Origin of the sequence: Hymenobacter psychrotolerans DSM 18569, assembly GCF_900142395.1 — a bacterium.
GTDB classification, from domain to species: Bacteria; Bacteroidota; Bacteroidia; order Cytophagales; family Hymenobacteraceae; genus Hymenobacter; species Hymenobacter psychrotolerans.
On record NZ_FRAS01000004.1, the window covers coordinates 44,210 to 65,116 of the forward strand.

The window sequence follows — 20,907 nt, forward strand, 5'->3', positions numbered from 1 at the left end:
AGCGGCAAGATACGGAGCAGCGCTGCTACTGCCCCAGCTGCTCGTCCAGCAGCCGGAATGGACTGAGCTGATCGAGGCGAAGCACGAAGCGAATCTGGTCAGTGAAGTCTTTGCGGCCGGAAGGCAGACCGTTGGCGTATTGCGAGCCGGCTATTGGCAAATAGAAGCTCAGCAGCTTGCTGAACAGCGGCAGAGAGAGGCCCGCGTCGTAGTAGGCGCGTTGCGGGTCGCGGCCGGCGGCCAGGATGTTTTCTTCCTTGGTCATCCCGAAATCAATGAAAACCCCCAGCGGCGTCACTGGCAAATCGGCCTGCAGGTTGACCGTGGTGAGCCAGCGGCGGCTGGCTACGGGCAGAAAGGCCTTGAAAGCGCCGTCGCGGTTGTCGAACTGATGTTGCTGGGCGGCGAGACTGGGCGAAATCTGCTGGCGGTCCAGGAACATAGTCTGGCGGCGGTAGTCGGGGCTGCCGCTCAGGCCGATGTAGAACGGCGCGTCGTTGTTCTTGTTGAGGAAGCTGCCGCCGAATACGCGCACCGAGAAGCTCTTTTTGGGCGAATAGTACCGCTGGTAATTCGCCTCGACCCGGAGCAGGGCCGCCGCCGCACGGACGTCATCGTCTGCGAGGTCGGGCGTCAGAAAGTTAAACTCCCCTTTCACCTGCCACTTATACAGGGCGTTGCCAGCCTGCAGGCCATATTCCAGCGACTGAATGCTGGACGTAGTGCCCTGGTCCTGGTCTTCGATGGCCGTATTGGCCAGCTTTACGGTGTGCTGGGGCATGTGGAAGGCCGAATGCGGGAATGAAAGTGTCAGGCTGGGCTCTACCTTGCGGTACCGCTCAAAGCGCTGCACCAGCACCCCGGCTACTGCCCGCCGGGTCACTCGCTCCGGCAAGATGTTCAGGTTCAGCACTCCGATACCGTTGAGCTCGTTGCGGCTGAAGCTGTACATCGGCATGGCCAGGTAGCTGAATTTCTTCACATTGAGCAGGCTGTTGTAGAAGGCCGCGCCCAGCATAAACTTGTCCGATGTATTGGCGCCAATAACGGGCAGCCAGTTGATGGCGGCCTGGTCCCAGCGCTCCGGGCTCAGCAGGGGCCGCAGCCGGATGGGCTCCAGCGGACGCAAGGAGCCGGTGGTTTTCAGCCGGTCGTCGCGCCGGTTCAGCTGGGGAGTTACGTAAGCCGGGTCGGCCACAATAGCGGCCACATTCTCGTTGCGAAACCACAGAATGGCGTCATCTTCCTCATCGGTGCGGGCGAAGGGCGGGGTCCATTTGGTTTCCAGCACGTTGCCCTGGGCATCGAGGGTAGCCACCGGAAACGGAAACGGGGCCGGCGAATCGTTGCGGACCAGCACTTTGCGCTGGCCCTTTTCCACCTTGGATTTGGACAGCACGGCGTTGTAGCGGTGCTGGCCGTTGAGCATGTCCTGGAAGAACCAGCCTAGCTTCTGGCCCGTGGTTTCCTCAAATACGGCCTGCATGTCTTCCGGGTAGGGGTGCCGGAACTGCCACTGCTCAAAATAGGCGTGCATGGCGGCATCAAACTTTTCCTGCCCCAGGTAGCCGGCCAGGTAGTTGAGCAGCGAGGCCGTTTTGCTGTACACGATAATGCCGTAGTTGAGCTTGCCGTAATCAGCCGAGGTGAAATTGCTCACCGGCTGGTCGAGGGCGCGGCTGGCTACGGCTTGGTAGGGAATGGCGTTCAGGGCAGCATTGGGCAGGCCATCCAGCGTGAGGGCGCGGGCGGCGGCGCCTTTCGTGGGCAGGCCCAGCAGTCCACCGTTGCCGCCGGAGCGCTCCGCTATGCGGTTCTCGATGTAGGAGTTGGTGCCCTCATCCATCCAGGGGAAGTCCCGCTCGTTGCTGGCCAGAATACCGTAGAACCAGTTGTGGCCCACCTCATGCACGATGGCCGATGGCTGCGTAACCGTCACCATGGGGTATTCCATGCCCGAGCCGGCGCTCAGGGCTCCATCAACGGCTGTGGCGGCGCTGTAGGGGTATTCGCCCACCCAGCGCGAGTAGTACACTACCGCCGAGTCCACGTCCTGAATGCCTTTCAGCCACTTCTCCGCGTCTTTGTTCGTGAAGAGCACCCACGTATCAACCTGGCGGCCGGAGGGCAGCGTGACGCCGCTTTTCAGCACGTTGAAGCGCTTATCAGCAAACCAGGCGAAGTCGTGTACCCGGTCCTGCACGTAGCGCAGGGTCTTGGTGTCGGGAGCCGACAGCGGAAACGACAGATCAGACCCGAAATCAGCCTTGCTTTTCTTGGCGGCCGAAGCCGTAGCCAACTGGTTGAGGCGCTGCTGTTCCTCCGGGTTTTGCAGCACACCCGTAGCGCCCACGGTATAGTTGGCGGGTAGCGTAATGCGCACATCGAACGTGCCGAATTCCGAATAGAACTCGCCCTGGTCGAGGTAGGGCATGGCGTGCCAGCCTTTGCGGTCATACACGGCCGGCTTGGGGTACCATTGCGTTATCTGGTAGCTCTGCTCCACATGCCCGAAACGCGAGAAGGAATCCGGAATCTTTACCCGAAATGGCGTGGTGATGGTGATGCTGGCACCGGGCGCCAACCGCTGAGGCAGCACCAGCTTGGCCATGTCGGGGTTTTCGGCGTCGAATTCCAGCCTGGCGGGCTGCCCATCTACCCGGAAATCGAGCTGGTCGATGTAGCCGCGCTGCTGCGGGGTAGCAAACTGAAATTCGCGACTGCCGTTGCGCAACTGCTGCCGGGCAAAAGCAGTGCTATTGTCGCGGTAGGCGTTGGGCCACAGATGAAACCAGATAAAAGGCAGCGCATCGGGCGAGTTGTTGGTGTACACCAGCTCTTCGCGGCCCGTGAGCACATGCTGCTTGTCATCGAGCGTTACATCAATCGAGTAATTAACCTGCTGCTGCCAGTAAGCAGCCACTTTCCGGGGAGAGGCAGACTGCGCAACGGCAGCTACGGACAGAGCCAGCAGCCAGAAACTGGCCAGAATGCTTTTCATAAATAACGGCGAGAGGCGAAACGATACGCTGAAACGAAAGTAAGGGTCTGCCGCGTATTGCCGCTCCTCCGTTTCAGAACCTTTGCCCAAAGGTTGCGTTTGGACAAAGACTTCACTTCTTCCGCTTGCCGGAGGCTAACCTTTCTGATATGTCATTCCATAAGCAGCCCAAAGACGATACCCAGCACCAGAATCATCTGGATGGCGCCGTAAAGATTCTCGGCAGTGATTTGCAGGAAGAAGCTACCCGCTCCGGCCTCGATAATCATTTTCAGCGCTGGATCGAAGACCTCAAAGACGTCAACAACCCCGAGCTGCACCAGATTGTGGTGGATATGCAGGAGCTGAAAGCGCATTTCAATGGCGGCAGCATCGACAAAGACGTGGTGTCGCGCCTGCTGCGCCGCCTCGGCGAAAACACCACCAAAGCCGCCATATTCGCCGAAAACCCGAATACCGCTGAACGTGTCCAGAACCTGGGAGAAGCGCTGAGCGCCGCTGCCAAGCAGATTGCGGGCGGCCAGAATACCCCCGAGCAGGACCTGAAGCAGGATTCGGCCGGCAGCTAGTTTCCGAACACAGCCAACACAACAAAGGCGCCCCCACAAGGAGGCGCCTTTGTTGTGGGCATAGCGTAAAGCAAAAGCCGGTTTCCCGCGAGAGAAACCGGCTTTTGTGTATTGAAAGCGGCTAAGCTTATGCTTCGGTAGCTACAACTACGCGACGCTTCTCCTTGATACGAGCAGCTTTGCCCGACAGGCCACGCAGGTAGAACAGACGAGCACGACGCACCTTACCGCGGCGGATTACTTCGATCTTGTCGATGTTAGGCGACAGGAGGGGGAAGATACGCTCGGTGCCAATCTGGTTGGAGATTTTCCGAACCGTGAAAGTCTCGCCGTTGGAGTTGGAGTTTTTGCGCTGGATAACTACACCCTGGAACTGCTGAACGCGCTCCTTGTTGCCCTCACGAATCTTTACGTGGACGTTGATGGTGTCGCCGGCAGCAAAGTCGGGGAAGCTGGCGCGGCGCTCCTGGGATTCCTGCTGAATAAAATCGAGTAGTACGCTCATGGCTGAAAAAACTGTGAAGGACGGCCGCGCCGCCCGAGGGGTTTCGGGTAAAGAGGCGCAAATATAGCCCTCTGTTTTGATGATTACAACTGTGAGAATGTGACGACTGCGGAAATATGAAGAATAGACGCGCCAGTGGCGTTTCGCTTCAACTATTTCTCACAGCATCATGGGCTTCACAGCTTAAGAAAGCAAATCCGGGCGGCGCTGAAGGGTTCTTTCCAGAGCCTGGTCGTGCCGCCAGACGTCAATTTTCGGGGTGTTGCCGGAAAGCAGAATCTCCGGAACCGGCAGCCCCCGCCATTCCGCCGGGCGGGTATAGACGGGCGGCGCCAGCAGATTGTCCTGAAACGAGTCGCTCAGCGCCGATTCTTCGTTGCCGAGTACACCCGGCAGCAGCCGAACTACGGCATCTACGAGTACCGCCGCGCCCATCTCACCCCCACTCAGCACATAGTCGCCGATGCTGATTTCGTGGGTGATGTAGGCTTGCCGGATACGCTCATCCACGCCCTTGTAGTGCCCGCAGAGCAGCAGCAGGTTGCCCGCCAATGACAGCCGGTTGACGAGCGGCTGCCGCAGCGTTTCGCCGTCGGGCGTCAGGTAGATGATGGCATCGTAGCTGCGCTGCGCCAGAAGCTCATCGAAGCAGGCTGCAATGGGCTCCACGCGCAACACCATCCCGGCCCCGCCCCCAAACACATAGTCGTCAATCTGACCGTGCTTGTTGATGGCGTAGCGGCGCAGATCGTGCAGATGGATTTCGGCCAGTCCTTTGTCCTGCGCGCGTTTCACGATGGAATGCGCGAAGGGGCTGACCAGCAGATCCGGCTGGCACGTTACAATGTCGATACGCATGGCTGGGCGGCTGGGCGGTGACACGCTAGGCTTCGTCGAACTCGTCGGGCTCGTCCCGCTCCCGCGAAGGAGGCGTCAGGTACACATCCAGCAAGCCTTCCGGCAGATTGACGTGCAGCGTGCGCGTGGCCTGGTCGGCGTGCGACACCAGCTCATCCACCACCGGAATCAGCACTTCCTGACCCTGGTAGCGCATAGCCAGCACGTCCTGCTGCGGCAGCTCGTAGAACGATTCCACCGTGCCCAACTCGCCTAACTGCTGATCCACTACGGCGTAGCCAATCACGTCGTGGAAGTAGAACTGGTCTTCTTCCAGGGCGGGCAGGTCCTGCAGGGCGCGGTAGAGCTTGGCGTTGCGCAGCGGCTCGGCTTCTTCTATCCGGTCGATGCCTTTGAGCTTGAGCAGCGCCCGCTCGTTGGACTGCGGCTGCAGCTTCTCAATGTCGTAGGCAACCAGCTTGCCGGGCGCGGCGGGCATTTCCAGCCACACCGACTTCACCTTGCGGTAGGAGTCGGGGTTATCGACATCCAAGAAGGCTACCACAAACCCTTTCAGGCCGTGTGGCTTCCCGATGGAGCCCAGCAGGTAGCAGTCGTCTACAGTCATAGAGAAGTTGTGGGAAAGGGGAGTAAGGAATTAGGTGACTGAGGAAGCAGAATCCGGAAGCAGAGGCTGCCAGACCTAACATCACTCAATCACCTAATTTCTTTACTCACCAGGCAGACACCGAAAATTAAGCGCCGGCTTCTTCCGTCGTTTCAGCCGTAGCTTCTGCGTCGGTCGTTTCGCCTTCGGCAGCAGGAGCTTCCGTCGGAGCGGGCGTGTTTTTCTTGCGGATAGCCTCAGCGCGAGCCTCTTTTACTTTCGACTCAGCGGCCAGGGCAGCCTTGCGGGCTTCGTCTTTGGCAGTACCGATGTTGGTACGCTTGCCTTCGATTTTGGCGTCTTTCTGCTCTTTCCAGGAAGTGAACCGCTCATCGGCAGTTTCCTGCGAAATAGCGCCTTTGATAACACCCAGCTGCAGGTGCTTGCGGTACAGCACACCACGGTAAGAGAGCATAGCACGTACCGTGTCGGTCGGCTGAGCACCTTTCATGATCCAGTCGAATGCCTTCTCGCCATCAAAGTTGATGGAAGCGGGGTTCGTGTTCGGATCGTAGGTGCCGATTTTCTCGATAAAGCGGCCATCACGCGGAGCGCGCGAATCGGCAACAACGATGTCGAACTGAGCGGCCTTTTTGCGGCCGCGACGGGCGAGGCGGATTTTAACTGCCATAAACCGGTTTGGTTAAGCGACGCAACTCGTGCGTCTGGTTGAAAGTGAGGCGCAAAGGTACGCAGAGAATCCGCCGATTGAAAGCATCCGGCACATTCAATGTGCCAGCGGTATCTGCTGCCCGCCGCGTATTCACAAAAAAGGCTGCCCCAGTGAAGGAGGCAGCCTTTTTATAATGGAAGGGCCGGCTGACAGTGCTGTTTAAGCCGCCGCCTGCAGCTTGGGCGTGGTAAGCTTGCGCTTGATTTTGATGATACGGGCCTTATCCAGCGTCCAGATAGCCACGTAAGTCGGGTCGAATTCCCACCACTTTACGCCGAAGTTGACGCGCATAGGCAGCTTGTGGTGGTTGTTCTGGAACAGCTCGCCGAACGCCAGGAAATCCAGGGCCAGCGTGTTCTTGCTGTGGTCGTGGTTGTCGAAGTTCTGGTAGCCGTATTTGTGGCCGCCCCAGTTCACGATGGCGCCGTGAATCGGGCCCATCAGGAAGTGAATCGGGAGCAGCAGGTACTGCCACCACGCCGTAGCGAAATTGATGTAGAACAGCACGTAGGCCGTGCCCCAGCCCAGACGCGAAAACCACTTGTCGCCGATGTTCTCAATCAGGCTCCATTCCGGATAGTCGCCCTCGAACCGCTCCGCTGCCGCGTAGTTGCGGTTCAGCACATCGTTATAGATGTTCTTCGTCTTCCACATCATCGAGAAGGCGTTCGAGGAGTAGAGTGGCGAGTGGGGGTCCATCTCCGTGTCGGAGTAGGCGTGGTGCATGCGGTGCAGCAGCGCATACGCCCGCGGCGACAGGAACGACGAGCCCTGGCAGATGTAGGTGAACAGGAAGAAGAACCGTTCCCAGAACTTGTTCATGGTGAACATCTTGTGCGCGGCGTACCGGTGCAGATAGAAGGTCTGCGTAAACAGCGACAAGTAGTAGTGGGCAACAAAGAAAACGAGAATCGCCATGGGCAGAAAAGGTTAAAGGCAGCGTCGGGAACGGCTGGGGTTCTAAGGCGCCAAAGCCCGAAAGCCGGGGTTTAGTTCAGAAGCCGTTTTACAAAACTACTGCCATGCCTGCCGGGAGTGCAATTTGCCTCTGCAAAAGGCCAAAATATTATTCAGGCCACCTGAGCATGGCCGAAACCAACCGGCGGCTTTCCTTAGTAGTACGCCTGCGAAGGTTCCCAGTGCGGCATTTCGGGCAAAGGAGCCACAAACACCATATCCTCTTTTGTGACTGGGTGTTGCAGCTGCAGACGGCGGGCGTGCAGCGCAATGCTGACGTCGGGCAGGGGAGAGAGGAAGCCGTATTTCACGTCGCCGACGATGGGCGTGCCCAGCCCGGTGCTCAGCTGTACCCGGATCTGGTGCGGCCGGCCCGTAATGGGGTTTACCTGCAGCAGCCAGCGGTTACCGGCCTGGCCCAGCACCTCATAGTCCAATTCCGATTTCAGGCCCTGGCCGTGGCGCTCGGGGTAGGCTTTGGTGGTATTGCGGATCGGGTCCTTCACGAGCCAGTGGGTCAGGTGGCCGCTGGTGGGCTCGGGGCATTTGCCGGTCAGGGCCCAGTAAGTTTTATGGATTTTGTTGTCGCGGAACATCTCATTCAGCCGGCTCAGCGCTTTGCTGGTTTTGGCCAGAATCACGATGCCGCTAACGGGCCGGTCGATGCGGTGGGCGACGCCCACAAAGGCGGCACCGGGCTTCTTGTACTTAAAGCGCAAATACTCCTCGGCCTTGGCCGAAAGAGGCTCGTCGCCGGTAGCATCGCCCTGCACGAGCAGGCCGGCGGGCTTGTTGATGACGAGCAGATGGTTGTCTTCGAACAGAATTTCCTTCCGTTCCGACCACAGATTCGGACGATTCACTTTTGAGGAATTAATAATTACTACCTAAGAAGTAAGAATTGGCCAAAAATGCCTCCTGGTGCGCTGAAACGCAGCCGGGGCACGGATGAGCAGCCTTACTTTTTACGTAGTAATTACTCAGTATTAATTGAAATCAGTATGCTTCTTCCTTGCTGGGGAAGTCGCGGTTTTTTACGTCCTGCGTGTAGCGCTGCACGGCGTCGCTCATCAGGTCGCCGAGCTCGGCGTAGCGGCGCAGGAAACGGGGCTTAAATTCTTTGGTGATGCCGAGCATGTCGTGCACAACCAGCACTTGCCCATCAACGTCCGGCCCGGCCCCGATGCCGATAACGGGAATCGTGAGCTTCTCGGCTACCTGTTTGGCCAGTGTCGACGGAATTTTTTCCAGTACTACCGCAAAGCAGCCCAGCTCCTGAAGCAGCAAGGCATCCTCGATGAGCTTCTGCGCTTCGGCTTCTTCTTTGGCCCGCACGGTGTAGGTGCCAAACTTGTAGATGCTCTGAGGCGTGAGGCCGAGGTGGCCCATTACGGGGATGCCCGCCGTGAGAATACGCGTAATAGACTCGCGGATTTCGGCGCCGCCCTCCAGCTTAATGGCGTGCCCGCCGGCCTCTTTCATGATGCGGATGGCCGAGCGCAGCGCCTCCGAGGAATTGCCCTGATACGAGCCAAACGGCATGTCTACCACCACCAACGCGCGCTTCACTCCGCGTACCACACTGGCAGCATGGTAGATCATCTGGTCGAGGGTGATGGGCAGCGTGGTTTCGTGGCCGGCCATAACGTTGGAGGCCGAGTCGCCGACGAGCAGCACGTCAACGCCCGCGCTATCCAGAATGGTGGCCATCGAAAAATCGTAGGCCGTGAGCATGGATATTCTTTCGCCGCGCTGCTTCATAGCCAGCAGTTGGTGCGTGGTTACGAGCTTGACTTCCTTGTGCTGGGACATGAGTAGGGGCTGAGGAGATGAATGGGATGTTGCGCCGAAATAGCAGCCGAGGCAGGCACAACCAGAAGCCAAAGCTGCAGATTTTTCAGAAAAAAGCCGGTGCAGGCCTATCAGAAGCTCGTCGGTGCAGCCGGCCTAGCAGGCCGGGGCAGGCTTAGCGGTTGAGGAAGGTACGGTTGCGGTTCAGCTTCAGATCCTGCAGCAACGACGATTTGGCGGCAATAGTAATGAAGTAGCCCTGGCCGTAGCCGCGGAACGGCCGCCAGTTGCCCGTAATCTGCCAGCAGTGCAGGTCGCGGTAAATATCAAGCGAGGTGAAGGCCGGAGTTTTGTTGATGAAGTCGTAGTTGGTGGTGTAGCCGACGCGCAGGTTGTTGGTGAGTTTTACGGAGCCGCCCAGGTTGAGCGAAGCCGACGTGAAGGCGCGGGGCCGCGTGTACCGAATAGTGGTAGGCCGCACGCCGGGGTCGGCGTAGAGCATGGAGAAGCCCGTGGTCATTTCCCAGGGTATTTCGAAATCCACGTAGTCTTCGTAGGGGTTGATGGGGGCCGGGTTGCCGAGCGCCGGGTCGTTGAGGGGCGCTACGGCGCGGGGTATGTTCGACTTCTTGTTGGGCTTGGCCGCCGGATTGAACTGGTAGTTCATCTGCAACGAGGCCCTTTCCAGGCGAGCCAGCCGCCATTTGTCCTGCTCAAACAGGTATTTATCGGTAGTAACCCCAGAAGTGTCGCGCTGATAGAAGTCGAACAACGCACTCATCGTAATACTCAGCTTCTTGGCAACCTGGGTCCGGAAAGAGGCCGAAAGAGGAGTCAGAGGCTGAAACGTAGCCAGGAAATTGTAGCCGATACCAAAGTCCAGCCCCTCGATGAGGCTGACCTTGTTGAACGGAGTAGTGCCGGTGGTATCGTTGCTGTTGCGCACCTTCATTTCCAGGGCGTTCTGCAGCGTGAAGCTGATCTGGCTCTGGGCCTGGCCGTTGGGGGCGCCGTACAGGAAGCCTTCGTAGCGGGAGAACGTGCGCTGGTCAATTACGCGGCCAGCGGCGTCGCGGGTATAGCCCAGCGGCAGGCCGATATCCGTCTGGCGCTGGAAGTAGTTGGAGTTAGCCGAAGGCGCGAACTGGTAGCTGACATTGGGCGTGATTTTGTGGCGCAGCGCCTGAATCTTGCGCGTGCCTTTGCGCACCACGGTGCCGTAAATGTTGGTGCCCAGGTTCAGGCCGCCGGAGTAGCGGTAGAGCCGGTTGAAGCCAGCTATGGTGTCGATGCGAATAGCCTGCGCCTCGGTATTGTAGTTGTAGTTGAGCTGCTTGAAATACCACAGCTCGTTATAGCTGATGGAAGGCGTCAGGTTCAGGTGCTTGAGGAAGTTGATGCTGCCCAGCTGAATCTGGAACTGATGCTGTATACCGGTTTGCGAGTTGCGCAGCAGCTTGGAAATATTGTCCAGCTTAATCGGGATGATGTTGCTGGTAGAAGAACCGCCCAGCAGCGGAAAGCCGGAAAGCTGGCGCGGCGCCTGCGTGTTCGTGATGGTGTTCTGGCCCGTAAGCTGGTAGGAGAAGGAAAGCTGCTCGTAGTAGCGGCCGCGGGGCGTGATGCCCAGCCACTGATACGGATACTGCCGCGCAACCTGCACGCTCACATCGGGCAGAATAAAGCTCATGGTGCCGGTCCCTGTATTCTGGGACTGACTCAGATTGAGAGAGTAGTTGATGGGCGCATTGCGCAGCTGTTTGCTGTAGCTGATGCTGCTGGAAAAGGCCGGCGTGAGGTAGCGCCGCACATCGTAGGAGTTCTGCTGGTTGTATTCCGCGCTGCCGGCACTCACGCTGGCCGAGAAGCGGCCCCCGCCGGGCCGGGGCGTCGGGGTATGGTTCCAGCGCAGCCACATCGTTTGGGGCTTACGGTTCGGAGGCAGCAGGATGCCGGATGCAGTGGTGCCATCGGTTTCACGGCGGGTTGCCGGCCTCGACGAAAACTCGTAGCTGAGCAGACCCGAGTAGCGGTAGCGCTTGAGGTATTGCATCTCGCCCAGCGCGCGCCAACCGCCAAATTGCTGCTCACTACCCGAGTAGATGTCGCCCGTTACGCGCACCCCGATGTTGTCGTTGACGGCCCAGTAGTAGCCGCCGTTGCGCAGGAAAAAGCCGCGGTCCGTCGATTGGCCAAACGTAGGAATAATCAGGCCCGACGCGCGGCTTTTGCTGGGTGAGGGGAAATAGCCGAACAGAAAGCCCAGCGGTGTGGGAATGTCGCCGATGACGAGGTTGAACGGACCGGTTATCACTTTCTGGCCCGGAATCACCTTCATCTTGCTGGCATTGATGAAGAAGTGCGGATGCTCCAGATTACAGGTTGTGTAGCGTCCGTTGCGCCCGAATATTTCGTTGAGCTGGTTTTTCTTGATGACTTCGGCATGCAGGTAGCCTTCGCCCTGCTGCGTCACGGCATCAGCAATCTTGCCCTTCTTGCTCTTGAAGTTGTAGTTGATGCGGCCCGCCTGGTACGTTTCGGCGCCGTTCTTGAACACGGGCCGGCCCTTGGTTTTGCCCGTGGAGTCCTGCGTGCCTTCGGCCGTGAGCAGGTTGTTGCTGTAGTCTACCGTAATCAGGTTGGCCTTCAGGTTCATCTCACCGTAGTCCACGGTGGCGGCATCATACAGAATGGCCTTCTTGTCGCCTACCACAAACCGGATGGAGTCTTTGGCAGCGTACTTAACGGTGGTTTCCACGCTGCCTTTGCGGCCGCCCGCGGCTACGTTCAGCGAGTCAGGGCTGCTGCCCGGCGCCCGGCGCACGAGGCCGCTGGTATCGGCGGGAGTGCCGGAGCGGGGGCGTTGCAGCCCCGAGCGGGCCGTGTCGGCGCGCAGAATCTGGGCCGGCCGGCGCACGTCGGCGGGCACGGACGTGGCGGGCCGCCGGGTGGGCGTAGGCACCTGCCCATAAGCCGGAGCCATCAGCAGCCACAGCGCAGCCAGCACGCCAAGTGCGCGCCACCGAAGCGCCAAGCTAAACTGTGGCCAGAACATAATCGTATAGTCGGACAAAGGCTCGGGTGCGGCCACGTAGTTTTATTCGTTTATTTTGTGGCGGTTTGCAAAGGTAGCGGGTCGCTGCTCATCACTAACGAAGTCTGTGCGGAATATTGTCGCCTTGTGTGCGGTGGGGCTGGTCTGTTTTTCCGGCGCACCGGCCGCCCGGGTTCCGGAGGCTCCGGTTCCCCATCCTGAATTCTCATCTGTGCTGCCGGCCTACCGCCTGCGTACCGTAGTGCTCGATGCCGGCCATGGCGGCAAAGACCGGGGCTGCGCCGGCGCGCACGCCCGCGAAGCCGATGTGGCACTCAAAATTGTGTTGGCGCTGGGCCGGCAGATAGAAGAGAGCATGCCCGACGTAAAGGTTGTATACACTCGCAAAACCGATGTATTTGTGGAGCTGGCCGACCGCGCCGGCATTGCCAATAAGCACAATGCCGACCTGTTTATTTCCGTGCACTGCAACGCCAGCAGCCCCTCGGCTTACGGAACGGAAGTATGGACCATGGGGCCGCACAAAACAGATGCCAACCTGGCCACGGCCAAGCGCGAAAACGCCGTAATTCTGCAGGAAGACAACTACAAGGAGCGCTACAACGGCTTCGACCCCACTTCGCCGCAAAGCCACATCCTGTTTTCGCTCTACCAGAGTGCCCACATCGTCAACAGCATCCGTTTTGCTCAGAAAGTAGATCATCAGTTCCGCACTACCGTGAAGCGGCCTTCCCGGGGAGTGAAGCAGGCCGGCTTTCTGGTGCTCTGGAAGTCAACTATGCCGGCGGTTTTGATTGAGTCGGGCTTCCTGACCAACCGGCAGGAAGAGCTGTACTTGAACGATAAGACCAATCAGACGTATATGGCCTCGGGTATCTACCGGGCTTTCCGCGACTATAAAAACGAATTGGAGGCTATGAACGGGGATTAACCCGTTGGGCGCTACCGCAGCGGCCAGTCCTCTCCCATATCTCACCTCCAACGATAGACCACCGTGTCGAAAGAAATTAAAGTGGCCCTGTTGGGCATCGTGGCCATAGTGTTGCTCTACGTCGGGTTCAACTTCCTGAAAGGCAGCAACCTGCTCTCCACCGACCGCACCTACTACGCCACCTACGACAACGTAGACGGCCTGACCATCGGCAACCCGGTCATTCTGAACGGTATTAAGGTGGGGCAGGTGAAGGAAATGAAGCTCATGCCGGAGCAGGCCAACCGGGTCCGCGTGTCGCTGGAGATGCAGAAAGATGTAGTCGTCGGCGACTCTACGGTGGCCAGCCTGAGCGGCTCGCTGCTGGGCTCCAAAACCATTACGCTGTTTCTGGGCAAAAACTCGAAAGTGTACGACGGTGGCGAAGACCTGAAATCCTACACCGTGGCCAGCATCACCGACGCGTTCCAGGCCAAGGCGCTACCCGTGCTCGGCACCGTCGATTCGACGCTGATTAAGGTGAACAGCTTCCTCAACAAAGATGCGCGCCTGAGCCTGCAGGCCACGCTGCAAAACGCGCAGGGCAGCACCGAGGCCCTGAAAAATCTGCTGATCATGAATCAGCGCAACATCAACGAAATAACGACCAACATGGCGCGCCTCACGGCCGACCTGAACAAGACCAGCGCCAAGTTCGACCGGATTGCCAGCAATTTCAGCCAGCTCAGCGACTCGCTGAAAGACGCCCCCGTGGGCCCGGCCATGCGCAAGCTCAACGCCACCATGACCGAAGCCCAGGCCACCATGACCACGCTGAACCGCTCCCTCAGCGACCAGAAAGGCTCTTTGGGCAAGCTCATGAACGACACGCTGCTCTACAACAACCTCAACGCCACAGCCGCCAGCACCAACACGCTGCTTACCGACTTCCAGGCCAACCCTAAGCGCTACGTGCACTTCTCGGTGTTTGGGGGCGGCAAGGACAAGGCCAAGAAGGAGGTAGAAACCACGACCACCAAGCCCAACGGCACCGTCACGGAAACCGAAACCAAGACCACGCTCAAGTAGGGCTCGGCCGCAAACCCGCAATCCTCTTACCTTTGAATCCGCCCCGCGAGGGGCGGATTTTTTGTTGCTCCGTCTGCCACAAACAATCTGTCATCCTGAGTTGACGAAGGATCTTGCTGCGACGCTTGCTGACGTGGTAAGCCCCTTCACAAGCTCAGGAAAACAAAAAGTAAGTACCTACCGCTTCCCCTGCCTCCCCAATTCCCACCAGATGAACCTCGAATTCAACAAAAACGAAGACAGTATCAAGCAACTCAACTTTCAGCTGAAGAAACGGCTGGAAAAAGTGCAGCTCGGCGGCGGCGAAAAGCGCATTGCGGCTCACAAAGCCAAAGGCAAGCGCACGGCCCGGGAGCGTATCGAGTACCTGCTCGACAAAGGCGCTGAAACCGTAGAAATCGGGGCGTTTGCGGGCGAAGGGATGTACCAGGAGGAAGGCGGCTGCCCCGGCGGCGGCGTGGTCGTCGTGATTGGCTGGGTGCAGGGCCGGCAGTGCGTGGTTGTCGCCAACGACGCCACCGTGAAGGCCGGCGCCTGGTTCCCGATTACGGCCAAAAAGAACCTGCGGGCCCAGGAAATCAGCATCGAAAACAAGCTGCCCATCATCTACCTCGTCGATTCGGCGGGCGTGTACCTGCCCATGCAGGACGAAATCTTCCCCGATAAAGAGCACTTCGGCCGCATCTTCCGCAACAACGCCGTGATGAGCAGCATGGGCATCGTGCAGCTGGCCGCCATTATGGGTCCGTGCGTGGCCGGCGGGGCCTACCTGCCGATTATGAGCGACGAAGCCATGATTGTGGACGGTACCGGCTCGGTATTTCTGGCGGGCTCCTACCTGGTGAAGTCGGCCATCGGCGAAAGCATCGACAACGAGACGCTGGGCGGGGCCACCACGCACTCCGAAATTTCGGGCGTGACAGACTACAAGTTCGCCAACGACGAGGAGTGTCTGGACCACATCCGCAACATCTTCGACAAGATGGGTGGGCAGGCCACGGCCGGTTTCTCGCGCAAAGCGCCCCAGGCCCCGGCCCAGGACGAGAAGGAAATCTACGGCCTGCTGCCCGCCGACCGGGTGAAGCCCTATGACATGATGGACATCATCAACCGGCTGGTCGACAACTCCGAGTTCGAGCCCTACAAAGACCTTTACGGGCAGAGCCTCATCTGCGGGCTGGCGCGCATTGATGGCTGGGCCGTGGGCATCGTGGCCAACCAGCGCAAAATTGTGAAGACCAAGAAGGGTGCCATGCAGATGGGCGGCGTTATCTACTCCGACTCGGCCGACAAGGCGGCGCGCTTCATCATGAACTGCAACCAGAAGAAGATTCCGCTGGTGTTCCTGCACGATGTATCGGGCTTCATGGTGGGCTCGCAGAGTGAGCACGGCGGCATCATCAAGGACGGGGCCAAAATGGTGAATGCCATGGCCAACTCCGTGGTGCCTAAGTTTTCGGTGGTGATTGGCAACAGCTACGGGGCCGGCAACTACGCCATGTGCGGCAAAGCCTACGACCCGCGCCTCATCGTGGCCTGGCCCACGGCCCAGCTGGCCGTAATGAGCGGAGCCGCCGCCGCCAACACGCTCCTCCAGATTCAGGTAGCGTCCTTGAAAGCCAAAGGCGAAGTCATCACGCCCGAAGCCGAGAAGGAGCTGCTGGACCGCATCAAAGCCCGCTACGACGAGCAGCTCTCACCCTACTACGCCGCGGCCCGCCTCTGGGTCGATGCCATCATCAACCCGCTGGAAACCCGTAAGGTCATTTCCCAGGGTATTTCAATGGCCAACCACGCGCCCATTGAAAAGGCATACAATGTGGGCGTGATTCAGGTGTGAGAGCTATAGCTCAGGCTTTATTTCATTCGATTAATTAGTTGCTACATGGGTAAAATTAATATCGACCTAAATGCTATCCGGCCGCTAAATGGTGCACGAATGGAAGGCTTCGAGGAGCTATGTGCCCAACTTGCTCGAATTGAAAGACCCGCTAATTCACGTTTCGTGCGCAAGGGTACTCCCGATGCCGGAGTGGAGTGTTTTGCTATTTTGGAGGATGACAGTGAGTGGGGTTGGCAGTCGAAGTATTTTGATTCGTTCGGCTCTTCTCAATGGCAGCAGCTAGACGAATCCGTTAAGACTGTGTTGGCAAAGCACCCTAACTTGGTGCACTATTTTATCTGTGTGCCGCTCAACCGGCCTGACGCTCGAATACCCGGCAAACAGTCGGCAATGCAGACTTGGGAAAAATACGTCAGCAAGTGGCAGAAACTGGCAACGGACAAAGGAATGAGCGTCGAATTCACCTACTGGGGTGAATCTGAGATTTTAGATATGTTAGCCCGACCGGCTCACTTGGGCCGGCTACGTTTCTGGTTCGACACGCAGGCATTTGATGAGGAATGGTTTGTAACACGGCTCAAAGATGCTATCCGTACAGCGGGGGCACGTTATACACCGGAGTTGAACCTGAGTCTGCCAATAGCAGAAAAATTCGAGTTTTTTGGGCGAACTACCCGCTTCTTCGATACGCTTAAGGCACTGGCTAAAGACATCCGCGAAAACTACCGGCGGCTATACCCAAAAAAGGAAGTGCTGGAGCATCAGGAGGTTGGAGAGACTTATAAGAGGCTCTCAGAGTTAATCCAGAACGTTTTGCCCAGCATTGGCCGAATCCAAGTACAGCCCATTGATGAATTGCCTTTTGAGCCTATTATTCAGCAGCTTTCGCAAGCGCTTCAGGTAGCTGATGAAATCGGAAAACTTCTGCTGACGGAGGAATTTAAGCCTAAAGAAATTCAGGCACAGGATAAATACGGCGCGACGGATCATAATCCCTACCAGGATTTACGCAGTGGAATCCATCGGCTGCAAAATTCGCTAACGAAAGCCCGACGCCGACTAAAAGAAGCCGTTGCTATTGCGAATAACCAATTGCTGGTGATGAGTGGCCCAGCTGGGTGTGGCAAAACGCACCTCCTATGCGATGTTGCCGCTAACCGAATCCGCGAGGGTCGGCCAACTGTGTTGTTGATGGGCCAGCGCTTCATCAGCTCCAACGACCCTTGGACGCAGGCATTGCAACAACTGGACTTGGCCACTGCTAGCGTGGAGGAAGTAGTTGGTGCCCTAGAAGCTGCCGCTCAGGTTGCTGACAGCCGCTTACTGCTACTTATTGACGCTATAAATGAGGGTAACGGCCGAGCTATCTGGCCTAGCAACATAGCCTCGTTTTTAACGCAGGTTCTACGCTCCCCTTGGCTTGGGGTCGTGTTTTCGGTACGCTCTTCTTATGAAGCACATTTGGTGCCCGCTGAGGTGCGCGACCAAGCATATCGGGTAACTCATCATGGTTTTGATGGCCTAGAATACGACGCCACCAAGAGCTTCTTCATTCACTACGGCTTGGAACTGCCGTCAACTCCCTTGTTGGCACCAGAGTTTCGTAATCCGCTATTTTTAAAAACACTATGTAACGGATTGAAGCTAACGAAGCAGCGGCGTCTGCCTCGGGGATTTCACGGCATCACATCTGCTTTTAACCTGTATCTCGACGGTGTAAACGAAGCCTTAGCGGTCAAGCTTGACTATAATTCCAAGCAAAATCTAGTGCGAAAAGCGCTGGAAGCATTTGCTCAGGCAACGGCCAACAGTGATGAGCGCTGGCTACCGCTCAATAGCGCTACGTCTGTGGTGGATGCTCTATTACCAGGGAGAGGCCACACTCAGTCACTTTACTACGGCTTGGTAGCCGAAGGCGTCCTGACGGAAGAAGCGCCGCATTGGCACAGTGAGCAAGGGTCTGAGGAAGTGGTGTACATCTCGTACGAGCGCCTAGCCGACCACCTGTTGACCGACATTCTGCTTGACCAGCATCTGGACGTAGCCAACCCGGCTTCCTCGTTTGAAGCTGGCAAACCCTTAACTGCGCTTTACGATCTGCACAGTCGCTTTCGAGAGGGCACGGTGGAAGCACTGTTCATTCAGATACCCGAACGCACTGGCCGGGAACTCTCCGAACTGGCTCCTGATGTGGTAACTCACTGGCACAGTAACGCTTTTCGCCAAAGCATCATTTGGCGAAAAGCAGATGCTTTCTCAGATGCCACCCGGCAGGCCCTTCGGGAGTTTGATGAAACAGATGGCGAGACGCAACAGACCTTAGAGGCTATTCTTACCGTTGCCAGCCTGCCCGAACACCCATTCAATGCGGAGTTTCTGGATAAGCGCTTACGAAAGGATACAATGCCGGAACGGGACGCATGGTGGAGCATCTACTTGCATCACATGTGGGATACGCAAGGCGCAGTAGACCGATTGGTCGATTGGGCTTCAGGAGTGACAGTCACCACGAATCTTGACGTGCAGGCAGTTGACTTATGCGCTACTACGCTAGCTTGGCTGTTCACTACTTCTAACCGGTTCCTGCGCGACCGAGCGACTAAGGCGCTTGTTAATTTGCTCACCGGCCGGCTGGAATCTGCGGGCAAGCTGATTGAACGATTTGCAGACGTAGATGACCTGTATGTAGCAGAGCGCATCTATGCAGCGGCTTACGGGGCAGTGATGCGGAGCCACGACCGCACCGAAATTCAGCAACTTGCTACTCGCGTATATACATGCGTTTTTGCCGCTCAATCACCACCCGTGCATATTCTGTTGCGCGACTACGCGCGTGGCATTATTGAGCGGGCTATTTATTTGGGTGCAGATTTAGCTATTAACGTGGAACACATCCGCCCGCCCTATCATAGCATTTGGCCGACTATTCCTACTGCAGAAGAAGTAGACCAACTATTTCCTGATTCCTCCGCCAAATGGAAGAATGGTGACGGCTCTTGGGCTCATGACCGCATCAAAAGCTCGGTAATGGACGATGATTTTGGCAGATACGTCATTCACCCTAAACTTGATGACTGGTTGAGCATTCCACTGAGCGAACCGAATTGGGTGAAACCCAAAGACAAAAGGGAACTGCTTGATGAATTCGTGCAGCGCTTATCTAGAGCTGAAAAAAGGGCTTGGAAAATTTTTCAAAAGGCTAAAAGTGTTTTACGTGATGCTCAATATGTGCATTTAAAGAAATTGATTGCTCAGCAAAAGGGCACTGCTGAGCATTGGATCTTTAGTCAAAAGTTCAGAGACTCACCGAAGTTCAAGAAACTGTTAAAAAAAGCTGGTGCACTTACCAAGGAAGAGCAAACCGAAGTTGAATCGACTAGACAAACCCTCGAAAGCACGTTAACGCCAGAACATGTTCAGCAACTAGCAGATATTGAAGGCCAGCCTGAAGTTAGCCAAGAGGAGCGACGGGAACCACTGTTTGATGAAAGCATAGCCAAACGATACATCGTTGGCCGGGTTTTAGAATTGGGGTGGTCGGCAGAGCTTTTTGGTCATTTCGATGAGGACACTGTAGGTTATCGTGGTCGACACGCAGCTAAGACCGAGCGAATAGGAAAGAAGTACCAATGGATTGCTTTGCATGAGATAATGGCTTATGTAGCCGATCATTATCATTTTTATGAACGCTTCTGCTCGGATGAAGATAGGATAACCGTATACGAAGGTCCCTGGCAACCAGGAGCGCGTAACTTAGACCCTTCCAATATCCTTCGGGCCACTGCCAGCACTAGTTCTTGGTCGTCACATACCCCAGCTTGGTGGGCACCACAACTACAGTTAACTTGGGGTGAACCCGGTAAGTCCAAAGACTGGCTAACTCAATGGCATGACTTGCCGACTGTCGAAAGTCTGCTACTTGTAAAACGCCCAGAAGACGGAGTTAATTGGCTTAATCTAGATGGTCATTTCAACTGGTCGGAACCGGTATCTGCAGACTTGGAATCAACGGATGTTGAACGGAGACAGATTTGGTACATCGCTAGAAGCTACCTAATCCGGGAAGCAGATGTTTCAGCTTTCATGCAGTGGGCGGAAACTGATAAGTTACAGGGTAGAGATATGCCGGAGCCAGCGCACCTTTATGAATTGTTTCTAGGAGAACATGGTTGGTCGCCAGCATCAAAATATTATCAGCGAGACTATGAAAACGGCGAGCTATGGCGCAGGCCGAGGAACGACTGTCCGGTTGAAGTGCAGGTTTTTTCATTCGACTATCTGAATGAGCAGGGTACCTTCGACTGCTCACTTGATGAAACCATCTCGCTGAATATGCCACGCGCAGAGTTGATAGCACCGCTTAACTTACATTGGATGGGTATTGGAGCTGACTTTGCGAACGAAGGCCAGTTAGTTGCCTTTGACCCCACCGTTCACCAAGATGGGCCAGGGGCGCTTCTGTTACGTGAAGACTTTATGCGTAACTTTCTTGCTCGCGAGAAATTAAGTCTATGTTGGATAGTCATCGGTGAAAAGCAGATAATTGGTCCTCATAGCGGAAGCTGGCATGGCCGCATGAATCTTTCTGGGGCTTATACTTTGTCACAACAGGGCCCTGTTGGTTTCTTAAATTGCTTCTCAGAAAGAAATAGCCAAGAGGGGCAGAAGGAAGATATGCTAATACAAACCATGAGGACTCAGTAATAAAGTGAAAACGCTCACTTTATAGAATGCTGCCGCCGGGAGGTCGTGAATGCCGATGAAATTGCGCGGGGGCTCTCGCCGTTTCAGCCCGAAACAGAATGATGCTGGCCTGAACGGTGTAGAGACGCGTATTCGCGTCTCGTCGTTGAACGACCAGCACCGTGCCCGTTAAACAACATCAGCAACGACGAGACGCGAACACGCGTCTCTACAACCATATAAGCCGGCCCGCCGCTACCACTTGGTGCGGCGGGCCGCTGCGTTTGCGGGAGGGCGGCTTCCGGTTAGGAAGAGGGCGGATATGAA

The 20,907-nt window shown here is 56.8% G+C and carries 14 protein-coding genes; 5 read left to right on the forward strand and 9 right to left on the reverse strand.

Going from position 1 to position 20,907, the window contains the following annotated elements:
- Window positions 1–25: 25 nt before the first annotated feature.
- The gene (locus tag BUE15_RS05770; protein ID WP_073282048.1) at window positions 26–3,001 is read right to left on the reverse strand and encodes a M1 family metallopeptidase; all 2,976 of its coding nucleotides are present in this window, start codon (window positions 2,999–3,001) and stop codon (window positions 26–28) included.
- A gap of 149 nt (window positions 3,002–3,150) precedes the next feature.
- Between BUE15_RS05770 and BUE15_RS05775 the strand changes: the two genes are divergently transcribed.
- On the forward strand, window positions 3,151–3,570 hold the full coding sequence (locus tag BUE15_RS05775) for a hypothetical protein (RefSeq protein WP_073282050.1): 420 nt from the start codon (window positions 3,151–3,153) through the stop codon (window positions 3,568–3,570).
- Between the two features lie 127 nt (window positions 3,571–3,697).
- Here the strand turns inward: BUE15_RS05775 and rplS are convergent, their stop codons facing one another.
- The 8 genes from rplS to BUE15_RS05815 all read right to left on the reverse strand — a co-directional run bounded on the left by rplS (window position 3,698) and on the right by BUE15_RS05815 (window position 12,073).
- On the reverse strand, window positions 3,698–4,075 hold the full coding sequence (rplS, locus tag BUE15_RS05780) for a 50S ribosomal protein L19 (RefSeq protein WP_073282051.1): 378 nt from the start codon (window positions 4,073–4,075) through the stop codon (window positions 3,698–3,700).
- A 183-nt stretch (window positions 4,076–4,258) separates the two neighbouring features.
- A complete protein-coding gene (gene trmD / locus BUE15_RS05785; protein WP_073282053.1) occupies window positions 4,259–4,933 on the reverse strand; it encodes a tRNA (guanosine(37)-N1)-methyltransferase TrmD in 675 nt (224 codons plus the stop codon).
- 25 nt (window positions 4,934–4,958) lie between these two features.
- Window positions 4,959–5,540: a ribosome maturation factor RimM gene (gene rimM, locus BUE15_RS05790; protein ID WP_073282055.1), complete on the reverse strand. Its 582-nt coding sequence runs from the start codon at window positions 5,538–5,540 to the stop codon at window positions 4,959–4,961.
- Window positions 5,541–5,667: 127 nt separating this feature from the next.
- A complete protein-coding gene (locus BUE15_RS05795) occupies window positions 5,668–6,210 on the reverse strand; it encodes a 30S ribosomal protein S16 (RefSeq protein WP_073282056.1) in 543 nt (180 codons plus the stop codon).
- A gap of 201 nt (window positions 6,211–6,411) precedes the next feature.
- A complete protein-coding gene (locus BUE15_RS05800; RefSeq protein WP_073282058.1) occupies window positions 6,412–7,170 on the reverse strand; it encodes an acyl-CoA desaturase in 759 nt (252 codons plus the stop codon).
- A 194-nt stretch (window positions 7,171–7,364) separates the two neighbouring features.
- The gene (locus BUE15_RS05805) at window positions 7,365–8,072 is read right to left on the reverse strand and encodes an RluA family pseudouridine synthase (RefSeq protein WP_073282060.1); all 708 of its coding nucleotides are present in this window, start codon (window positions 8,070–8,072) and stop codon (window positions 7,365–7,367) included.
- Window positions 8,073–8,205: 133 nt separating this feature from the next.
- Window positions 8,206–9,021 carry a 3-methyl-2-oxobutanoate hydroxymethyltransferase gene (gene panB / locus BUE15_RS05810; RefSeq protein WP_073282062.1) on the reverse strand — a complete coding sequence of 272 codons (816 nt, stop codon included), beginning with the start codon at window positions 9,019–9,021 and terminating at the stop codon, window positions 8,206–8,208.
- 154 nt (window positions 9,022–9,175) lie between these two features.
- On the reverse strand, window positions 9,176–12,073 hold the full coding sequence (locus BUE15_RS05815) for a putative LPS assembly protein LptD (protein WP_139252147.1): 2,898 nt from the start codon (window positions 12,071–12,073) through the stop codon (window positions 9,176–9,178).
- Window positions 12,074–12,269: 196 nt separating this feature from the next.
- Between BUE15_RS05815 and BUE15_RS05820 the strand changes: the two genes are divergently transcribed.
- The 4 genes from BUE15_RS05820 to avs2 all read left to right on the forward strand — a co-directional run bounded on the left by BUE15_RS05820 (window position 12,270) and on the right by avs2 (window position 20,601).
- Window positions 12,270–12,986: an N-acetylmuramoyl-L-alanine amidase family protein gene (locus BUE15_RS05820; protein WP_073282275.1), complete on the forward strand. Its 717-nt coding sequence runs from the start codon at window positions 12,270–12,272 to the stop codon at window positions 12,984–12,986.
- 63 nt (window positions 12,987–13,049) lie between these two features.
- The gene (locus BUE15_RS05825; RefSeq protein WP_073282065.1) at window positions 13,050–14,054 is read left to right on the forward strand and encodes an MlaD family protein; all 1,005 of its coding nucleotides are present in this window, start codon (window positions 13,050–13,052) and stop codon (window positions 14,052–14,054) included.
- A gap of 211 nt (window positions 14,055–14,265) precedes the next feature.
- The gene (locus BUE15_RS05830; protein ID WP_073282067.1) at window positions 14,266–15,894 is read left to right on the forward strand and encodes an acyl-CoA carboxylase subunit beta; all 1,629 of its coding nucleotides are present in this window, start codon (window positions 14,266–14,268) and stop codon (window positions 15,892–15,894) included.
- 45 nt (window positions 15,895–15,939) lie between these two features.
- Window positions 15,940–20,601 carry an AVAST type 2 anti-phage system protein Avs2 gene (gene avs2, locus BUE15_RS05835; protein ID WP_139252148.1) on the forward strand — a complete coding sequence of 1,554 codons (4,662 nt, stop codon included), beginning with the start codon at window positions 15,940–15,942 and terminating at the stop codon, window positions 20,599–20,601.
- Window positions 20,602–20,907: the final 306 nt, after the last annotated feature.

Bases quoted from the DNA above. Each gene is read 5' to 3' on its own strand.
- BUE15_RS05770 (WP_073282048.1), bottom strand. From the start codon at position 3,001: ATGAAAAGCATTCTGGCCAGTTTCTGGCTGCTGGCTCTGTCCGTAGCT.
- BUE15_RS05775 (WP_073282050.1), top strand. From the start codon at position 3,151: ATGTCATTCCATAAGCAGCCCAAAGACGATACCCAGCACCAGAATCAT.
- rplS (WP_073282051.1), bottom strand. From the start codon at position 4,075: ATGAGCGTACTACTCGATTTTATTCAGCAGGAATCCCAGGAGCGCCGC.
- trmD (WP_073282053.1), bottom strand. From the start codon at position 4,933: ATGCGTATCGACATTGTAACGTGCCAGCCGGATCTGCTGGTCAGCCCC.
- rimM (WP_073282055.1), bottom strand. From the start codon at position 5,540: ATGACTGTAGACGACTGCTACCTGCTGGGCTCCATCGGGAAGCCACAC.
- BUE15_RS05795 (WP_073282056.1), bottom strand. From the start codon at position 6,210: ATGGCAGTTAAAATCCGCCTCGCCCGTCGCGGCCGCAAAAAGGCCGCT.
- BUE15_RS05800 (WP_073282058.1), bottom strand. From the start codon at position 7,170: ATGGCGATTCTCGTTTTCTTTGTTGCCCACTACTACTTGTCGCTGTTT.
- panB (WP_073282062.1), bottom strand. From the start codon at position 9,021: ATGTCCCAGCACAAGGAAGTCAAGCTCGTAACCACGCACCAACTGCTG.
- BUE15_RS05830 (WP_073282067.1), top strand. From the start codon at position 14,266: ATGAACCTCGAATTCAACAAAAACGAAGACAGTATCAAGCAACTCAAC.
- avs2 (WP_139252148.1), top strand. From the start codon at position 15,940: ATGGGTAAAATTAATATCGACCTAAATGCTATCCGGCCGCTAAATGGT.